Annotated in this window: 18 protein-coding genes; 6 read left to right on the plus strand and 12 right to left on the minus strand. The window is 38.8% G+C overall.

Going from position 1 to position 17,510, the window contains the following annotated elements; all coding sequences use genetic code 11:
- From MV676_RS05355 to kdsB, 5 genes are all read right to left on the minus strand, one after another.
- Positions 1-767 (minus strand): cytochrome-c peroxidase (locus tag MV676_RS05355; RefSeq protein ID WP_297445710.1); only part of this gene is annotated, 767 nt, incomplete at its 3' end.
- Positions 768-783: 16 nt separating this feature from the next.
- Complete coding sequence (gene murB / locus MV676_RS05360) at positions 784-1,617, minus strand: UDP-N-acetylmuramate dehydrogenase (protein ID WP_297445711.1); 834 nt, start codon at positions 1,615-1,617, stop codon at positions 784-786.
- 9 nt (positions 1,618-1,626) lie between these two features.
- Entirely contained in the window at positions 1,627-2,271 is a 645-nt protein-coding gene (locus MV676_RS05365; protein WP_297445712.1) for a MarC family protein, read from the minus strand.
- Positions 2,258-3,874, minus strand: a complete 1,617-nt coding sequence (locus MV676_RS05370) for a CTP synthase (RefSeq protein ID WP_297445713.1) — start codon at positions 3,872-3,874, stop codon at positions 2,258-2,260. The genes MV676_RS05365 and MV676_RS05370 overlap by 14 nt, the downstream gene beginning before the upstream one ends.
- Positions 3,864-4,607 carry a 3-deoxy-manno-octulosonate cytidylyltransferase gene (gene kdsB, locus MV676_RS05375; protein ID WP_297445714.1) on the minus strand — a complete coding sequence of 248 codons (744 nt, stop codon included), beginning with the start codon at positions 4,605-4,607 and terminating at the stop codon, positions 3,864-3,866. The genes MV676_RS05370 and kdsB overlap by 11 nt, the downstream gene beginning before the upstream one ends.
- Positions 4,608-4,721: 114 nt before the next feature.
- Between kdsB and MV676_RS05380 the strand changes: the two genes are divergently transcribed.
- The 6 genes from MV676_RS05380 to MV676_RS05405 are packed head-to-tail and all read left to right on the plus strand — an operon-like array spanning position 4,722 to position 10,577.
- Entirely contained in the window at positions 4,722-5,507 is a 786-nt protein-coding gene (locus tag MV676_RS05380; RefSeq protein ID WP_022846451.1) for a fumarylacetoacetate hydrolase family protein, read from the plus strand.
- The gene (gene purE, locus MV676_RS05385) at positions 5,504-5,971 is read left to right on the plus strand and encodes a 5-(carboxyamino)imidazole ribonucleotide mutase (protein ID WP_297445715.1); all 468 of its coding nucleotides are present in this window, start codon (positions 5,504-5,506) and stop codon (positions 5,969-5,971) included. Before MV676_RS05380 ends, purE begins: the two co-directional genes overlap by 4 nt.
- Positions 5,972-5,973: 2 nt before the next feature.
- Positions 5,974-6,912 carry an ARMT1-like domain-containing protein gene (locus MV676_RS05390; protein WP_297445716.1) on the plus strand — a complete coding sequence of 313 codons (939 nt, stop codon included), beginning with the start codon at positions 5,974-5,976 and terminating at the stop codon, positions 6,910-6,912.
- Entirely contained in the window at positions 6,893-7,513 is a 621-nt protein-coding gene (locus MV676_RS05395; RefSeq protein WP_297445717.1) for an L-threonylcarbamoyladenylate synthase, read from the plus strand. Before MV676_RS05390 ends, MV676_RS05395 begins: the two co-directional genes overlap by 20 nt.
- A complete protein-coding gene (locus MV676_RS05400) occupies positions 7,510-8,970 on the plus strand; it encodes a hypothetical protein (protein ID WP_297445718.1) in 1,461 nt (486 codons plus the stop codon). Before MV676_RS05395 ends, MV676_RS05400 begins: the two co-directional genes overlap by 4 nt.
- On the plus strand, positions 8,943-10,577 hold the full coding sequence (locus MV676_RS05405; protein WP_297445719.1) for an NFACT family protein: 1,635 nt from the start codon (positions 8,943-8,945) through the stop codon (positions 10,575-10,577). The genes MV676_RS05400 and MV676_RS05405 overlap by 28 nt, the downstream gene beginning before the upstream one ends.
- On the opposite strand, the gene truB is transcribed toward MV676_RS05405, so the two are convergent.
- The 7 genes from truB to aroA form a co-directional block, all read right to left on the minus strand.
- A complete protein-coding gene (gene truB, locus MV676_RS05410; RefSeq protein WP_297445720.1) occupies positions 10,539-11,393 on the minus strand; it encodes a tRNA pseudouridine(55) synthase TruB in 855 nt (284 codons plus the stop codon). The two genes, MV676_RS05405 and truB, sit on opposite strands and share 39 nt — an antisense overlap.
- Positions 11,394-11,397: 4 nt before the next feature.
- Positions 11,398-13,311, minus strand: a complete 1,914-nt coding sequence (gene pilQ, locus MV676_RS05415; protein WP_297445721.1) for a type IV pilus secretin PilQ — start codon at positions 13,309-13,311, stop codon at positions 11,398-11,400.
- Positions 13,308-13,742, minus strand: a complete 435-nt coding sequence (locus MV676_RS05420; protein WP_297445722.1) for a hypothetical protein — start codon at positions 13,740-13,742, stop codon at positions 13,308-13,310. The genes pilQ and MV676_RS05420 overlap by 4 nt, the downstream gene beginning before the upstream one ends.
- Positions 13,743-13,745: 3 nt before the next feature.
- On the minus strand, positions 13,746-14,393 hold the full coding sequence (gene pilO, locus MV676_RS05425) for a type 4a pilus biogenesis protein PilO (RefSeq protein ID WP_297445723.1): 648 nt from the start codon (positions 14,391-14,393) through the stop codon (positions 13,746-13,748).
- Positions 14,393-14,944: a PilN domain-containing protein gene (locus MV676_RS05430; protein ID WP_297445724.1), complete on the minus strand. Its 552-nt coding sequence runs from the start codon at positions 14,942-14,944 to the stop codon at positions 14,393-14,395. The genes pilO and MV676_RS05430 overlap by 1 nt, the downstream gene beginning before the upstream one ends.
- Positions 14,931-15,989, minus strand: a complete 1,059-nt coding sequence (gene pilM, locus MV676_RS05435; RefSeq protein WP_297445725.1) for a pilus assembly protein PilM — start codon at positions 15,987-15,989, stop codon at positions 14,931-14,933. The genes MV676_RS05430 and pilM overlap by 14 nt, the downstream gene beginning before the upstream one ends.
- A gap of 128 nt (positions 15,990-16,117) precedes the next feature.
- Complete coding sequence (gene aroA, locus MV676_RS05440; RefSeq protein WP_297445726.1) at positions 16,118-17,407, minus strand: 3-phosphoshikimate 1-carboxyvinyltransferase; 1,290 nt, start codon at positions 17,405-17,407, stop codon at positions 16,118-16,120.
- Between the last annotated feature and the right edge of the window lie 103 nt (positions 17,408-17,510).

Here is a 17,510-nt window from a genome sequence, read left to right on the forward strand (position 1 = left end):
CTGTCAAAAGGCGAACCAAAAGTATTCAAAGTTCGGACATAAGCAGCTATTGCCTTTGCTATGTTATCAAAGGTTACAGGATCTCCTTCATCGGGAAACGCTTTCCTAAAAAGCGCAACATACTCAGGTATCGTTTTAAGTTTGTCTGCTACATTCTCAGAAGAGTTCATTTTAACGGGATCCTGAATGTTCATCTTTATCATCTCTTCAAGAGTTTTTGCTTTCCCTGTCCAGCCGTAAACCTTAAGGTAACCTACATTAAATATGGTGGGTGCATTTCTCAAGCTTTTACGCCAGCCGTAACCTACTGCAACAGGCTGATTGTCGTCACCACCAGAAGATATGTTGTGACAGGTGTTACATGAAATCGTGTTACTTTTAGAGAGCCTTGTTTCAAAAAAGAGCATTTTTCCAAGAATAATTTTAACAGGTGTCTGGGAGTTATCTGGAGGTATGGGCGGGAGAGAAGGAAGCGGCTTTAAATCCACACCTTTTGTTGAATTTAGAGAAGTGAGCACAGAAACTGTTGCGGCACTGTTAAAAAGCTCCTGCGCAGCTGCCTCAAAATCAAAAGAGGGCATTATATTCTTATCTGCAAGTGCTCTGGCCCTTGCAACAAGATCCTCTGGCGTTTTGAACTTCTGAAGCAGCTCTTTTTTAGGTGGTGCTATAAGACCATGGCAGTTAGAACATTTAGTTTCCCATACACCGCCACGACACACAGAAGGAACAATAAAAAGAGAAAGAAAAATCAGCATTTTTCTCATGATATACCTCACACAGTTAGAGTTTAAAACCGGGAATTTTAACTTCAAGTTCAAGCTCAACACCAAAACTATTGAATACCCGATTCTTTATAACATCTACAATTTTACAAAAATCTGAGAATGTTGCACGGCCTCTGTTAATGAGAAAATTGGCGTGTTTTTTGGAAATCTGAATATCACCTACAGAAAATCCCTTTAAACCAGCTGATTCAATAAGAAAGCCGGCAGAACAGTTTTTAGGATTTTTAAAAGTAGAGCCCGCAGTTTTCAGATAAAATGGTGGATGTTTCTCAAGGCGTTTCTTTACAAGACTTTTTATGGTTTCTTTCATGTTCTTAGAATGTTCAACCTTAAACTTTACACTAATAATAATGTCCTTTTTCGAAAAAGGTGATTTTCTATAACCAAAACCTGAAGTATCAGACAGTTCTTTAAGTTTCCCCTCTTCAGCTATGTACTTTATAGATTCTATAAGCTCTGCAGTTTCCTTGCCAAAAGCCCCGGCATTCTGATAGACTGCTCCTCCAATGGTAACACCCGGAACTCCTGCCAAAAATTCAAAAATGGAAAAATCTTTTTTAATCTGAAGATTTAAAATTTCACCTACTCTAACACCTGCCTGGGCAAAAAGATAATCACCATTAAAGTAAAACTTCTTAAATTTTGAAAGAGAAATCAGTTTTAGATTGAGTTTATCCGGGAGAACCAGGTTGCTTCCACCACCGATAATAAAGAAATCTTCATAGATAAGTTCTAAAAGTTCCCTCTCATTTTCAGGGAAAAAAACTGGAAAATGTCCACCTATTCCAATAGTGGTAATTTCTTTCCCTGAAAGCTCCTTTACCTCCATTCTTCCTGCCTACATCTTAAACCACAAAACTTTTACACCAGAAATAATAAACTGAGAAGCTATTGCACCCACAATAAGCCCCATGATTCTCGTAATTATCTTAAATCCTGTAATACCAAGTTGCTTCATAAGTATTCTGGCATTTTTAAGAACAATATAAGTAATCCATGAAGCAACACCTATTGCACATATAAGAAGTGCAAGAGTAAACAGCGTCATGCTTCTCTCTTTTAAAATAATAACCGTGGCAATAACTCCGGGACCAAAAAGCACTGGAATCCCAAGAGGCACTATCGATATGTCCTCTTTATCTGCAGCTTCCGAAATCTCTTCGGCGGTATGCTTTGTTCCTATGGAAAGCTTACCGTTAATCATGTTTAATGAAAGAACAAGAAGCACAAGACCACCAATAACCTTTATTGAATTGATGTTTATACCGAAAATCTTAAAAATTAAATCACCAAAAAAGAGGGTGACAATACAGGCAATAAAAACAAGCCTCGCCGTTCTGAGTGCGATACTATCAGTAACGACTTTCGGTGTTTCCGGCGGCAAAAGAGATATCATAACGGCGGCAGCTGCCACCGGATTAAGTATGGCGATTAAAGATATAACGTCCTGCAAAAAAAGATTAGCTGCATTAAGATGATACATTGTCTCTCCTACCAACAGAAGCTCTCACAAAGTCAACAAAGAGAGGATGAGGTTTCCAGGGTCTCGATTTAAATTCAGGATGAAACTGAACACCTACAAACCACGGATGATCCTCTATCTCCACAATTTCAACAAGTGAGTTGTCAGGTGAAGTTCCTGCAATGGTAAGTCCTGCCTTTTCAAGAACTTCTCTAAAGCGGTTGTTAAACTCGTACCTGTGTCTGTGCCTTTCAGAAATTTCCTTCTCTCCGTAAGCCGTAAAACTCTTTGTACCTTCTTTTAAAACACAAGGATAGGCACCGAGTCTCATTGTTCCGCCTTTTTCCTTAATACCCTTCTGAGACTCCATCAAATCTATAACCGGATATTCCGTCTCCGGATTAAACTCAGCACTGTGGGCACCTTCCAATCCAGCAACGTTCCTTGCAAACTCTATTACTGCACACTGCATGCCAAGACATATACCAAGGAACGGAATCTTGTTTTCCCTTGCGTAGCGGATAGCCTTTATCTTCCCCTCAACACCTCTCTCACCAAACCCACCTGGAACAAGGATACCGTGAACGTCTTCCAGATACTCTTCCGGCTCTTCAGAAACAATAGGGTCAGCGTTAACCCACCTTATATCAACCTTCACATTGTTCTCAGCCCCTGCGTGGACAAAAGACTCTATTATGCTCTTATAGGCATCGGGAAGCTCTATATACTTTCCAACAACAGCTATTGAAACCGCTCCATTCTCCGGCTTTTTAACCCTGATAACAAAATCCTTCCACTCGTCAAGTTCAGGCTCTCCCGCGGGTATCTGAAGCTTCTCAAGTATTATTTCATCAATCCCTTCCTTTTTAAGATGAAGAGGCACTTCATAAATCGTTGAAAGGTCCTTAGCGTTTATTACATCCCGTTCTTTAACGTTCGTGAAGAGGGCTATCTTCTTCTTAACGGAAGAAGGAATTGTCCTTTCAGAACGACAGACTATAATGTCGGGCTGGATACCTATTGCCCTTAACTCTTTAACAGAATGCTGTGTCGGTTTTGTTTTAAGCTCTCCTGCAGCCCTGACGTAGGGAACATACGTAACGTGAATATAGATAGCGTTGGTTTTTCCAACTTCTATACCAACCTGCCTAATAGCTTCAAGAAACGGCAGTCCTTCAATATCTCCAACAGTTCCACCAACCTCCACTATTGCAACATCAACATTTGAAGAAGCTATTTTCCTTATCTTTTCTTTTATGCTGTCTGTAACGTGAGGGATAACCTGAACGGTAGCCCCCAAAAATTCTCCTTTCCTCTCTTTTGAAATTATCTCCTGATATATCTGTCCGGATGTAACGTTATTTATCCTTTTCATTACGCTGTGAGTAAAACGTTCGTAGTGCCCTAAATCAAGATCTGTTTCAGCACCGTCATCGGTCACGAACACCTCTCCATGCTGGTAGGGATTCATCGTCCCGGCATCAACGTTAAGGTAAGGATCAAGTTTTTGAATTGTAACCCTCAAACCTCTGCTCTCAAGAAGGGTTCCTATCGAAGATGCCGTTATGCCTTTACCTATGGAAGAGAGGACACCACCTGTGATAAATATCAGTTTAGCAGCCATTAAACTTCTCCTTCAGTAGTTTTTCTGCTTTCAGAAGGTCTTCCTCAGTATCAACACCCATTCCATAATGCTCAACGGTGCAAACGTATATCCTGTCACCGTGTTCTAAAATTCTAAGCTGCTCAAGTCTTTCAGCCTTTTCAAGAAAGCCTTCATCCCACGAAACAAAATCAAAAAGGGCATCTTTCCTGAAGCCGTAAATTCCTACGTGCTTAAGATAGTCTTTTGGTAAAAGATTTCCATCTCTATCATAGGGAATGGGACTTCTTGAAAAGTAGACACCATATCCCTCTCTATCCCTCACAATCTTTACATTTGAAGGTTTATTTATTTCCTCAAAAGAAGAAAAAGGAACAGCAACAGTTGCAAACCTGTCACCTGCCCTTAACCTTTCAACTACAGGAAGAACGTGCTCCGCTTTTACAAAAGGCTCGTCACCTTGAACGTTCACAATATATTTAAAATCAGAACCTGAAATCCTTACCGCTTCTGCAACACGGTCCGTCCCACTCGGAAGATCCGAAGGCGTCAGAACAGCTTCACCACCGACACGCCTTACAACCTGTGCCACCCTTTTACTGTCCGTGGCAACTAAAACATTGGCACAAAAGGCAGAAACAGCTCTGTAAACCCATTCTATCAGCGGTCTACCACACAAAAGTCTAAGCGGTTTTTCTGGAAGCCTCGTTGAACCAAGTCTTGCAGGAATAACAATTAGAAAATCGGAACTCAAAATCTACCTCTCTCCCTGTTTTAGAAATTATATCTCTTTTTACTGCTACAACGGCAGAGGGAAAAATTAGAGTATAATATTTCTTGTCTTTTAACCGTTATGGAGGAGGCTACTTTGAAAATTGGAAGGTTCAAAAAAGGGGATAGCGTATTCTTCGGCATAGTAAAAGGAAGGGACGTTATACCAGTTGCCGAACGGCGCGTTTCAGACCTCATGGAATCTGTAACACCACTTGAGGAAACCTACAACATAAAAGAGGTAAAATTTTTGCCGCCAACAAAGGTAAGCAAGGTTGTTGCCGTGGGTCTTAACTACAAAGCCCACGCAGAAGAGATGGGAAAACCTCTACCGGAAGAACCTCTACTTTTTATGAAGCCCTCAACAGCAGTTATTTCAAATAAAATGAAAATTATCTTACCGCCCGCTTCTGAAAGGGTGGACTACGAGGGAGAGTTAGCTATCGTAATAGGCAGAAAGTGTAAAAACGTGAGAGAGGAAGAGGCAAGGAACGTCATTTTAGGATACACTTGCTTTAACGACGTAACAGCAAGGGATTTGCAGAAAAAGGACGTTCAGTACACAAGAGCTAAATCTTTTGACACATTTGCTCCTTACGGCCCGTGGATAAATATGAACATAGACCCGACAGGATTACCAATTACCACCCGTGTAAATGGTGAAGTAAAACAGCAGGGTAATACATCCGATATGATATTTTCGCCGTTCTACCTCGTTTCTTACATATCAAAGATTATGACCCTTCTCCCGGGAGACGTTATAATCACCGGAACACCTCCAGGGGTAGGACCTCTTAAAGATGGAGACAAAGTTGAAATTGAAATTGAAGGAATTGGAACTCTCATAAACTATGTAAAAGCTGAAGGAAGGGAGGAAGCGTGAAAAAGGTAGCAATAGTAATGGGAAGCAAATCAGACATGCCTGTAATGGAATCCTGCTTTAAAACGTTAGAGGAATTTGGCATACCATACGACGTAAAGGTTTTATCAGCTCACAGAACGATAGACGAAGTAATAAAGTTTTGTGAATCAGCCGAGGAAGAGTACGAAGTGATAATTGCAGCTGCCGGATACGCTGCCCACCTTGGCGGTGTTATAGCGGCAAAGACAATCCTTCCAGTAATCGGTGTTCCGATCGACGCATCTTCACTAAACGGATTAGACTCTCTGCTGTCTATAGTTCAGATGCCTGGCGGTGTACCTGTTGCAGCAGTAACTATAGGAAAGGCCGGTGCAAAAAATGCAGCTGTTTTTGCAGCTGAAATAATGGCTATAAAGTACCCGGAAGTAAAAGAGAAACTTAAGAGCTACAGAGAAGCCATGAAGAAAAAGGTATTAGAGGGCTGATAATGAAAGTCTATCCTGAATGTATTCCCTGCTATATAAAGCAGGTTTACAACATACTCAAATTCATAGACGCCGACCGGGAACTATCCCTGAAGGTTTTAAGGGAATGTTCCCGTTTCGTAGCCGAAAACCTAAACCCCGACGAATCACCGGGACACAACGCCACTTACATCCATAGGCTTTTTAAAAAGATCGTTGGCGTAAACGATCCTTTCAAACCACTAAAAGACAAGTACACAGACATAGCACTGAGATGGGAACCCGAAATTGAAAAGACATTTTACGAACCGGCAGAAGACAAGTTGGATATAGCGGTAAGACTTGCTGCCGTGGGAAACATTATAGACTTTGGCATTCCAAGGGAAAGCGACAAAAAGGAAAATGAAACGTTTGAACCTTCCTCCTTTGATCTTACAGAAGAGGTAAAAACGATTCTACACCAGAGATTTGCCTACTACGATAAAGAGATATTTGAACGCTTCATAGTGGCAGGGAAAACAGTCCTTTACGTTGCCGATAACGCAGGTGAAATCGTTTTTGACAAATTCCTCTTAAGATATTTAAAAGAAAGGGGAATGAAAATTGTGTTCGCCGTAAGGGGCGGCCCCATACTCAACGACGCAACGATAGAAGATGCTCTTAAAAGTGGTATAGACAAAATTGCCGATGAACTCATAACAACTGGCGGTGATTTCATAGGAATAGACTTTGCCTACGCAGGAAAAGAGTTCAAAGAAGCATGGAATAAAGCCCATGTTATCATATCGAAAGGGCAGGCAAATATTGAAACTCTTGAAATTATTAACGACAGAGATATCTTTTTCATACTAAAGGCAAAATGTAACGCAATGGCTGAAGAACTAAGGTGCGACAAAGGGGAACTTATATTCCTCTACAACAAGCACCTTATAGAGATGAAAAGTGAAGATTCTGACGTTTGAAAGCGATTTTAATATTATAAAAGAGCTCATTCTGTCGGGAGAAATTCTCTGCTCTCCCACAGATACCCAGTACGGTCTTATAGGTAGTGCTCTGAACGTTGTTGCAATTGAAACCGCTTACAGGTTAAAAAAGAGAGACCAAAACAAACCACTAATAGTTCTTTTTAACTCTGTTGAAAAACTTAAAAAGTACGGCGTATTCATTCCAGAAAAATATGAAAATTTCTTAAAAGAAATCTGGCCGGAAAGGTTAACTGTAATACTACCTCTTAACGAGGAAAGTCCTTTTAAAACGTTGTTTAACCGAAGCAACCTTGCAGTAAGAATTCCGGCGTTCAAACCTTTAAGAGAACTCATATCCGAAACGGTACCACTCTTTGCACCAAGTGCCAACATTCAGGGAGAAAAACCGGCAGAAAGCTGTCAGGAGTGCCACAGCTATTTTAAAGGGCAGGTAAAGTACTGCATAAAAGGAAGAAGTACACCGATTCCATCCACGCTGCTTTCACTAATAGGCTCCGCACCCGAAATCCTCCGTGAAGGGGCAGTTTCTATTGAAACCATTAAAAAACGACTCTCTGAAGTGAGGATGAGGAAATGAAAACTATCCTGTTTGGCAGCTTAACTCCGATTCATGACAGATTGATAGAAGCAGCCGTTGAACATCTTGGCTACGATGCACAGCACTTACCTCAACCGGACATAGACGCATTGAAAACAGGAAGAGAACTGTGCGACAAAGGAATGTGCAACCCTGTCTATTTCACCGTTGGAAATCTTATCAACTTTCTGAGAAAACAGGCTGAAGAGGGAATAAACGTTGAAGATAAATACACCTTCGTAACAATCGGTGCCTGCGGCCCATGCAGGTTTGGAATGTACGAAATGGAGTACAAAAACGCGCTAAAATCAGCAGGTTTTGAAAAACTTAAAGTTTCACTTTTAAACCAAACAACCTTTTCTGCTGAAGGTGAAATAAAGCTAACATGGAATCTAATCTATTCCCTCATGAAGGCGATAATGGTAGCCGACATATTAAGGGATTTAGGTTACAAAATCAGACCTTACGAAATTGAAAAAGGTGAAACTGACAAAAAGCTTAAAGAAGCAACGGAAATAATGTTCAGAATTATAAGAAACAGCGGAAAGACAAAGGACATAATAAAAGGACTTAAAGAAATAAAGAACTTTCTTTCAGAGATAGAAATAAACTACAGCGTCCCCAAACCGATAGTAAATGTAATTGGCGAGTTCTGGGTTCAGACAACGGAGAGCGACGGAAACTATCACATCCACAAATGGCTTGAGGAAGAAGGAGCTGAAGTTAAAGTAGAACCTGTATCCATATGGATAGACTACCAGCTTTACATAGAAAGAAAAAAAACACTCTATGAAATCAAAGCAAAAGGCATTTCCATCAAAAGAATAAAAAAATTAGCTTTCCTAACCGGACTTCAGGAATTTTACAGATGTTTGTTTGAAACTCTACGACACACAGTGAAAGAAAGAACCGGAACGCTCCCTTCCCAAAAACTATTATGGAATCTTGCAAAAGAGTACTATGACCCCTTTGTAACAGGTGGAGAAGGACACCTTGAAGTGGCAAAACACATATACAACGTTAAATTTCACAGGGCGCATATGACACTTTCGTTAAAACCTTTTGGTTGCATGCCCTCAACACAGAGTGACGGTGTTCAGTCAAAGGTAATATCTGACTACCCTGAAACGATATTTGTATCTGTAGAGACATCGGGAGACAGCGAAGTAAACGTTAAAAGCAGGATACAGATGAAGCTTCACGAAGCCAGGGAACTTGCACTTGAAGAGTTTGAAAAAACATTAAGAGGGACAGGAACGACAAAAAAAGAGATTGAAAAAGCTTTGAACCTTAACAGAAAACTTAAAAATCCGTTCGTTAAACTTGATGGAAAAGGACTGCTTACCGCCGAACGGTTTGTAAGAGCAAATCTTAAATCAATAAAAGCAGCAGTGGAAAAGAAACAAGTTTTCCATAATCAGGAGACAAGATGGACACCCTCTACATCGAAAAAGTAGCTGAAGAGTTTAACACCCACTTCAAAAAGAAAAAAATCGTCGGATACGATTTAACTAACAACCATTTCAAAATATCTATAGAGGGAAAAATCTTCACTTTTGTCCTCACAAATCCAAACGGCATCCTAATAGAAAAAGGGAGAATTGAAAACAGAACGCTACTAAAGCGCTACAGAAACCTTTTTATCAGGGAAGTAAAAACACTCAACTGCGACAGGATTATTGTTTTTAAGCTTGTAAAAATAACTGTTTCTGGAAGAATGGAAAATTACCAGTTAATAGCTGAACTAACAGGAAAAAACAGCAACATCTTTTTCACAGAAGAAAACGGAAAAATTCTCTTTCGGGCAAAGGAAGCCCTGACATCTGCAAGAGAAACCGAAATAGGGAAAATTTACCAGCCGCCCCCCTTAAACAAAAAGACCTTTAAAGAGATAACATTCGGAAAGGTAACGCCTGAAGGTGTTGAAAAAACCCTCTACAAGTACGTAGCAGGCCTATCACCGCTAAACTGTAAAGAAATAGCTTTCTACATGAGAGAGGGAATGCCTCTTGAAAAAGCCTACCAGACTTTTATGGAAAAACACAAAAATTCAAAAACAGCCTTCATCTACTTTAAGAACGGAAAACCAAAAATACTGACAACGTTCCAATACTCCTGCTTATCAGGAATAGAGTTTAAAATCTTTGAGGAAGACTTAAGTTTTATAAAAGCTTGGGACTACTTTACAAGAGAGAATAGAAAAAGTGATAAAATTGGAAAAATAAAACGAGAATTGAGCAAAATCATTGATAGAAAACTAAAAACAGCCGAAAATAGATTAAAACAAATAGAAAAACCGGAAAAACTTTTAAAAGAAGCTGAAGAGTTTCAGAAAAAGGGAGAACTGTTAAAATACAATCTTCACCTTTTAAAACCGGGAACAGAGTCCGTGCAGGTCAGGGATTTCACAACAGGAAAAGATATAACCATAAAAATAGATCCTGCAAAAACACCGTCAGAAAACCTGAATGCCATATTTAAAAAAGCAAAAAGATTAAGAAGCAGGGCTGAACACGAAAAAATTGCAGAAGAAGAATTAAAAAGAGAAATTGCCTGGCTAAAAGCTTTAAAGGAAAAAGTAAAAGAGTTAGAAAACTATGAAGGACTGCAGGAAATTAAAGATAGCCTCATTCTGGAAAAGAGAAATAAAAAGAAGAAAAAGACAAAACCTTTTAGAGAAATCATTCTACCTTCGGGAAAAACCATTCTCATTGGAAAAAATCGGATTGAAAACGAAATATTGTCACTAAAAGTAGCAAATCCCTGGGATTTATGGTTCCATACAAAGGAAATTCCCGGCTCTCACGTAATTTTGAGGCTTGAAAGGAACGAAACACCAGATGATGAAGACATAGAAACGGCCGCTTCAGCAGCCGTCTTCTATAGCAGAGGAAGAGAATCGGGAAAGATCAAGGTGGACTTCACAAAAGCGGAAAATTTGAAAAAACCGCCAGGTACACCGCCGGGATTTGTCATCTATAGAAATGAAAAAACAATACTGACAACCGCCGAGAAGTTTGAAAAGCTATCGAGAAACAACCTTATCAGGTTTCAAAACGCCTGAATGAACGCTACCAACGCCTAAAAACTTACCGGATTCATCAACAACACAGTACCTGCCATCGGAAACGGGAACAGGAAAATGCCTGCCATTTAAAAACCAGCAAGAATAGGGAGAGGTAACTGTCAACCTATCAAACGGCAAAACTCTATCTACAGGAACAATGTAGTTTCCAACATTATCGGCGTTCAGGATATCAATGGAAACTGCCTCTTCAACAGATATCTTTCCAATGGAAACGCGGCGCAAAGATGTAACGACAGCATCACCACCGCAAGCAACACCTATATCGTGAATTAAAGACCTTATGTAAGTTCCGGAAGAACAGCAGACTTTAAGAGAAAAATCGGGATAAGAAAAAGAAAGAACATCAATAGAATAAATGGTAACCTTCCTTGGCTTTAGCTTTACCTCTTCACCCTTCCTTGCAAACTCGTAAGCCCTTTTCCCCTTAATTCTTATGGCGGAAAAGGAAGGTGGAACCTGTTCTATTTCACCTTTAAAAAAGGAAAGTACATTTAAAAATCTATATTCTGAAACACCTGCCATATCTATATTTTTAACATTACCGTCGGTATCGTAAGTATCACTTGAGAATCCAAAACGTCCGCCAACCACGTAACACTTATCCTGTTTCAAAAGGTACTCTCCAAACCTCGTAGCTTTACCAACAGAAAGGATAAGAAGACCGGTAGCAAGGGGATCAAGTGTTCCGGTATGACCAATCTTGATTTTGAAAGGGAAAAGCCTCCGCACGCCCCTCACAACGTCAAAAGAGGTAACGCCCGAAGGCTTATCTATCAGCAGAAATCCGTCCATAAACCTACTTGCTGGAAGGACTTATAACTTTAGGTGTAATAAATATCAAAAGCTCAGAATTGCTATTTTTTATAACGTCATTCTTAAAGAGCCATCCGAGAAGAGGTATCTTTGAAAGTACAGGTACTCCCGTTTGACTCTTGGATTTCTCCTGCTCATAAATACCACCGATAACCAGCGTGTCACCATTGTTAACCATTATCTGCGTTTTTACATTCCGGGTATCTATAGCAGGTTCAGAATTGCCGGTTATTGCAACATAATCATAATTCGGCTTGTCTTTTTTAATTTCAAGATCAAGAACTATTTTATTATCATTTGTTACATGAGGTCTAACTTTAAGAATAAGTGAGGCCTTTTTAAATTCCGTCGAAATATTTCCGTTTTGGTCTATAACTTTATATGGAATTTCCATACCCTGTTCTATAGTTGCTTCCTTGTTATCAAGAGTAACAACTTTAGGCTGAGAAATTAATTTACTATCACCATTTAACTCTAATGCCTTAAGAGCAAGCTCAGCTCTTACACTTTGCCCTTTATTAAGAATTCCAAGAGCAAGTGTATAAGGTTGAGAAGGAATATTGTAAATATTTCCTATAGCTTGAGAAGAAATAACATTTGGAATTGAAATACCGTCATTCAATTGAAAGCTTCCAGTTTTATACGAATGCCGCCAGTTGGAGCCGGTATAAAATGCAAGATTCCAGTTTAGTCCTAAATCTTTTTCAAAATTTGAACTAACAAGAACTATCTTTGCTTCTATAGAAACCTGCTTGGTAATTTTATCAGTATGTCTGATAATGTCCATTATCCTGTCATAATGTTCTTTAGTCACCTTAAGAATAAGACTGTTGGTTCTCTCATCAACTTCAACAAGTTCTTTACTTGCCGCCTTTACTTTAGAATTTTTACTTTCTGCGCTGCCAAGATACTTTTCTATAAGCTTTGCAACTTCGGAAGCGTAAGCATAATTTAGAGGAACGATATAAGTATTAACCGGTTCGTACCTTACCTCCTGCATAAGGGTCTTCCTGGAAGCTATTCGAAGATAATCTTTTTCTCTAACGTATGTATAACCAAGAGGTTCAAGAACAGCTTTAAGTGCCTCTTGCCAGTTTACAGGTGTTAAAAACCTTATTGAAACTGTTCCTTTTACGTCAGGATCAAAAACAACGTTCACACCAACCGTATCTGCAATAGCCCTCACAACCGTTCTGACATCAGCATTCGTAAAATCAAGCTTAATCTTCTTATTACCTAACTTAGAAGAAGCCGTAGCCATGGGTTTTAAAAACTTAATTTCATAGGTCCTGCCAACCTTCATTACCTGAGCTGGAACTTCTGTTTTCAAACTTATAACAATGTAAGATCTATTTCCAGATGTGTATGTAGAAATCCTGTCAACGAACGGAGAATCCACCTTCTTCTCTGTTGTCTTTAATACAGGTTGTTCAGCTGTTAAAATAATCTTCCCTGGTGATTTTGATATGGAAAACTCAACGTCACCATTAACAGTGATATTAATGCCATCCGTGGTAGTAGTTACAACAGGAGAAACAAGATTGTAAGGGGCTACAACAATTGTTGTAGCCCTGGGATAGGAAGAATAAGAAACTTTCACCTTCTTAACAGGAACTATCTTTATTAATGTACCTTTATTTTGAGGAATAATATCAATGACTTTAGTGATATCATCCTGACGGCCAAAAATCTTTTTGTTAGCAATCTTACAATTTTTAAGATAAAGATTATAAATATCGCCCGCTCTACTTTCAGAAACAATACACTGTTCATCTGTTAAAAGGGTTATTCTCAGTTCGCCATTAATATTCATAAGATTAACATTTGAAATCGTTCCAGCATAGACTGAACCGCCGATAATAGGCAAAACTGTTAATATATTTATTAATTTTCTCATTTCCCTTCCTCCGAATTGAAGTTGATAGTGACAATAGAAGAGATAAGCTTATTTCCCTTCTCCTTGTAAACTTTTAAAACTAATTTGTCGGGTAGAACTTTCAAAACTTTTGCGTTTACATCAACAACATCTCCGGAAGATATCAAATATACTTTACCGGTTTCAGGATCAACAGCCACCGCTTTTAAAGTATTGCCGCTACCTATCACACCCTCAAGAACAAGCTTATCTATAGGTGGCATTTTTAAATCGAAAACTTTAGGCTTTTTAACTACAACAATCATCCTTTTCTTCACTTCAAGCTCCATTTCTTTCTTGTGCCACTCTGCAATCTCACGAATGTAGATAGGGTTTACAAACGGATCAATATAGGCATGAGCGGCTCCCGAAAAAAGCAAAGCTAGGATAATAGCTTTTAAAAATCCCTTCATCTGTTACCTCTTAAGCGTATAAGCATTTAAATTAAGATTAACCTGAACCGTATATTTATAAGAATAGTACTCTTTTTCTTTTTTCTGCCTTTTTCCATTAACTATCTTTTCTACAGTCATTTTTTTCTTCTCTGGTGCCAGGCCAACCATAGACATGTCACCGAAAGTCATTATTCTGTTTGCTTTAACAAGACTTTTACACCAGGATATGAAGTTCGGAAATCTTGTCTTCATAACAACCGTGTAATCAATTTGATTGTAATATTCTTTGCTTTGCTCTTTACCTCTTCTAATTAACCCTATTTCCGTATTCCCGGTATTTTTAGCTATTGACTTTATTATACCGCTCACCTCTTCTCTACCTGTCGGCAGTTTTGCTTCAAGGGCAGCTATTCTGGATTTCAGATTTACTATCTCTTTCTTAAGCTCATTCTTCCTTTTCTCAACGGCAAGAAGCCTTGCTACCTGAACTCTCTTTTGAGAAATCTGCCTGTTCAACTGTTCTATTTTCATGTTAAGAGGATCTATCACATTCATCTTATACACATACAATATAATAATAAGAATTACTATATAAGCTATCCATTTCTGCCATTTAGGTATTTCTGACCACCTTTCTTTAAAATCGTCAAGGAATCCTTCAAATGCCATCACTTCATCTCCACAGTAAACTGAAATTTATAGTAGTGGTAAGTTTTATTGCTCTCTTTAGATTTGTATTCTTCGTAACTCGTCTGCTTAAATTTAACAGTACCAAGATTTTGTTCCACATTTTTTAAGAATTTGGAAACCAATTTCAAATTGTAAGCACCACCTTCAATAAACAGGCTGTTTCCCGACTGGCGAAGGCCAATAAGCCAGACACCATAAGGAACATTATTCCTTGCTGCAAAGAAGTATATGTAACGTGGCACTTCTCTTTTCTTATCCAGCTCACTAATAACCTGCAACTTTTTCTTAAGAACTTGCCTCTTTTTGATCAGCAGCTTTTCCTCTCTTTGAATCTTCCTGAGTCTTACCAACTCCTTGTCCAGCCTAGCATTTTCTTTCCTCAAAGAAAGTTCTTCCAGCTTAAGCTGACCAGTATACCAGCTTAGGCCACCCGTCAGCGCTAAGGCAAGGAGCACTGCCAAAATAATGTCCGGCTTTAAAATCTTCTCTACGAAAGTCTCTTTTTTCTCTAAAAAATTAAACCTTAGCATGTTCGTCACCCTTAAATCTTAGACTTAGTCCGCAAGAAACAGCAAATTCCTGAGCACCTTCAATACCGCTGAAATAAAAAGGCTCTCCAAGCTCAACCTTCTTGTTTGTAAAAGCTTTTAAAAGGGAAACTAAACTTTTCTGTTTTGCTCCACCGCCGAATAGATAAATCTCTTTTACATCTCTTCCAAAACGGTCATTAAAGTTGTCTATCGCCCAGATAATTTCTGTTGATATCTTCCTGATTATTTTTGATATAACCTCATCTAAAGCTTTATCATAAGAGATAGATTCTATGTCATTTCCAAATTTAAGCCTCTCTGCCTCCCCGTAACTTATTAGATACTCTTTCTGAAGCTGCTCTGTAATTGTATTACTACCAATTTCAATATTCCTCGTAAGGTATGGATAGCCACCGTAACTGATAACTATTTTTGTAAATGTTGCACCAATGTCAACAAGGCAAACGCAGTCAATTACTTTATCCGGGTAATTGAGATAGAACTGATTGTTTATAGCACACGGCTCTATATCTATAACCTGAATTTTCAAACCTGCACTTTCTGCAAGAGCAGTGTATTCCTCAAGAATGTCTCTCTTAATGGCGGCTATTGCTATATCTATGTGGTCTTCAGAAATAGAAACAGGCAGTACCTGATACTTAACCACAACCTTATCAAGGTCATCCTCGGAAATAATACCTTTTATGTGTTCAAGGGCTATCTCGTCTGGATTTTCAGATGGAGAAGCACTTATAACGGTATAAAAACAGAGAGAAAGAGGAACATGAACAGCTATATTTTTTGCATCAGGAACCACAGCCTGAACACTCTCTTTCATTTTTGCCGAAAGAGAAACAAAATCAATTATTTCTGTTCCAACAATATAAGACTCTTCATAATCCATTTTACCGTAATTAACAACGCTGTAAAGGCCCTTTCTTTCTCTTAGTTTACAAACTTTAATACTGGAAGTGCCGATATCTACCCCTGTAAAAAGAACCTTTCTCCCCGTAAAAACACCTATGATACTATCAAGATTTATCATTACTCCATCCCCTACAATTTCAATAACAGAGTTAAATTACCAAAGCTGCTTCTTGAATTTTTAATTTCTCCATTATTTCTACAAATATCAACCCAATGTTAATAAATTTCTCACGTATATGTCAAGACTCAGGATGTAATTATACTAAAGAAATCTTTTAAAAATGCAGGATAAGACGTTGATATACATCGAACATCATCAATATAAATCGGTGAAGAAGAAATCAAACCTGCAACTATAAAAGACATAGCTATTCTGTGGTCACCAAAACTTTTTATCTTCCCACCTTTCAATTTTGCCTTTCCTCTTATTCTCATACCATCTTCAAATTCTTCAACATCAATACCTAAAACCTTCAAGTTTGAAACAACAGCCCTGATTCTATCGCTTTCTTTAACCCTTAGCTCAGCCGCGTCTTTTATTACCGTTTCACCTTCCGCCTGAGTTGCAAGGACTGCGATTATCGGTATCTCATCTATTAAACGGGGGACAATATCTCCCTCTATTACAACCGCTTTTAAATCCGGGGAATAAAGCACTTTAATGTCACCAACCTCTTCGCCAGAAACAGTTCTTTTGTTAAGAATTTCAAAATTTACACCCATTCTTTCCATTACATCGAGAATACCTGTCCTTGTTGGATTAAGAATTACATCTTTCAATACAATCTCTGAACCAGGAACGATAGCTGCAGCAACCATAAAAAAGGCAGCGGAAGATATGTCTGCCGGAACATCTATTTCTAAATCTGCTTTAAGGTTTCTATTTCTACCGAGAGAAACCGTTAATCCATCAACTTTAACATCAACACCAAAAGCCTTAAGCATTCTTTCCGTATGGTCACGACTTTTTGCGGGTTCGGTGACATAAACCTCTTCATCTGTAAAAAGACCGGCTAAAAGGATACACGATTTAACCTGAGCACTGGCTTTTGGACTTCTGTATACAATTCCGTTAAGTGGATTCCTGCCAACAATTGTAAGAGGTGGATACTTGCCGTTCTCTCTACCCAAAACGGTGGCTCCCATCTGTCTCAACGGAATGGCTATTCTGTCCATAGGTCTTTTTCTTAAATACTTGTCACCTGTGAGAACGGAATAAAACGGCTGACCGGCAAGAATCCCGGATATGAGCCTTATAGATGTTCCAGAGTTACCCATGTCAAGAATATCAAAGGGTTCTTTTAGAATCTTACCCTTACCACGTATCATTATAATCTTCCCGTCATCTTCTATGTCAACCCCTAAGGACTTAAAAGCTTTAAGCGTATTGAGACAGTCCTCTGAACGAAGAAAATTTTTCACAATCACTTTTCCCTGATTCAGAGAAGCAAGCATTATAGACCTGTGGGATATGGACTTGTCAGACGGCACCCTGAGAATACCTTTCAATTTTCCTCTAAAACTGACCTCATACATACAACAACTCCTTGAAAATAGATTGATAAACGGAGGAAAATTATAGCAATCTATATTAAAATAGACTATGCAATTCCAATAATTTAAAACTCAGGAGGTAAGT

It is taken from the genome of Desulfurobacterium sp. (assembly GCF_027028515.1).
In the GTDB taxonomy this organism is placed as follows: Bacteria; Aquificota; Aquificia; order Desulfurobacteriales; family Desulfurobacteriaceae; genus Desulfurobacterium_A.

Coding starts and splice junctions, on each gene's coding strand:
- aroA (WP_297445726.1), bottom strand. CDS start 17,407: ATGTATGAGGTCAGTTTTAGAGGAAAATTGAAAGGTATTCTCAGGGTG.
- MV676_RS05390 (WP_297445716.1), top strand. CDS start 5,974: ATGAAAGTCTATCCTGAATGTATTCCCTGCTATATAAAGCAGGTTTAC.
- MV676_RS05430 (WP_297445724.1), bottom strand. CDS start 14,944: ATGCTAAGGTTTAATTTTTTAGAGAAAAAAGAGACTTTCGTAGAGAAG.
- murB (WP_297445711.1), bottom strand. CDS start 1,617: ATGGAGGTAAAGGAGCTTTCAGGGAAAGAAATTACCACTATTGGAATA.
- MV676_RS05420 (WP_297445722.1), bottom strand. CDS start 13,742: ATGAAGGGATTTTTAAAAGCTATTATCCTAGCTTTGCTTTTTTCGGGA.
- MV676_RS05405 (WP_297445719.1), top strand. CDS start 8,943: ATGGACACCCTCTACATCGAAAAAGTAGCTGAAGAGTTTAACACCCAC.
- pilM (WP_297445725.1), bottom strand. CDS start 15,989: ATGATAAATCTTGATAGTATCATAGGTGTTTTTACGGGGAGAAAGGTT.
- MV676_RS05365 (WP_297445712.1), bottom strand. CDS start 2,271: ATGTATCATCTTAATGCAGCTAATCTTTTTTTGCAGGACGTTATATCT.
- truB (WP_297445720.1), bottom strand. CDS start 11,393: ATGGACGGATTTCTGCTGATAGATAAGCCTTCGGGCGTTACCTCTTTT.
- MV676_RS05400 (WP_297445718.1), top strand. CDS start 7,510: ATGAAAACTATCCTGTTTGGCAGCTTAACTCCGATTCATGACAGATTG.
- pilO (WP_297445723.1), bottom strand. CDS start 14,393: ATGGCATTTGAAGGATTCCTTGACGATTTTAAAGAAAGGTGGTCAGAA.
- MV676_RS05370 (WP_297445713.1), bottom strand. CDS start 3,874: ATGGCTGCTAAACTGATATTTATCACAGGTGGTGTCCTCTCTTCCATA.
- pilQ (WP_297445721.1), bottom strand. CDS start 13,311: ATGAGAAAATTAATAAATATATTAACAGTTTTGCCTATTATCGGCGGT.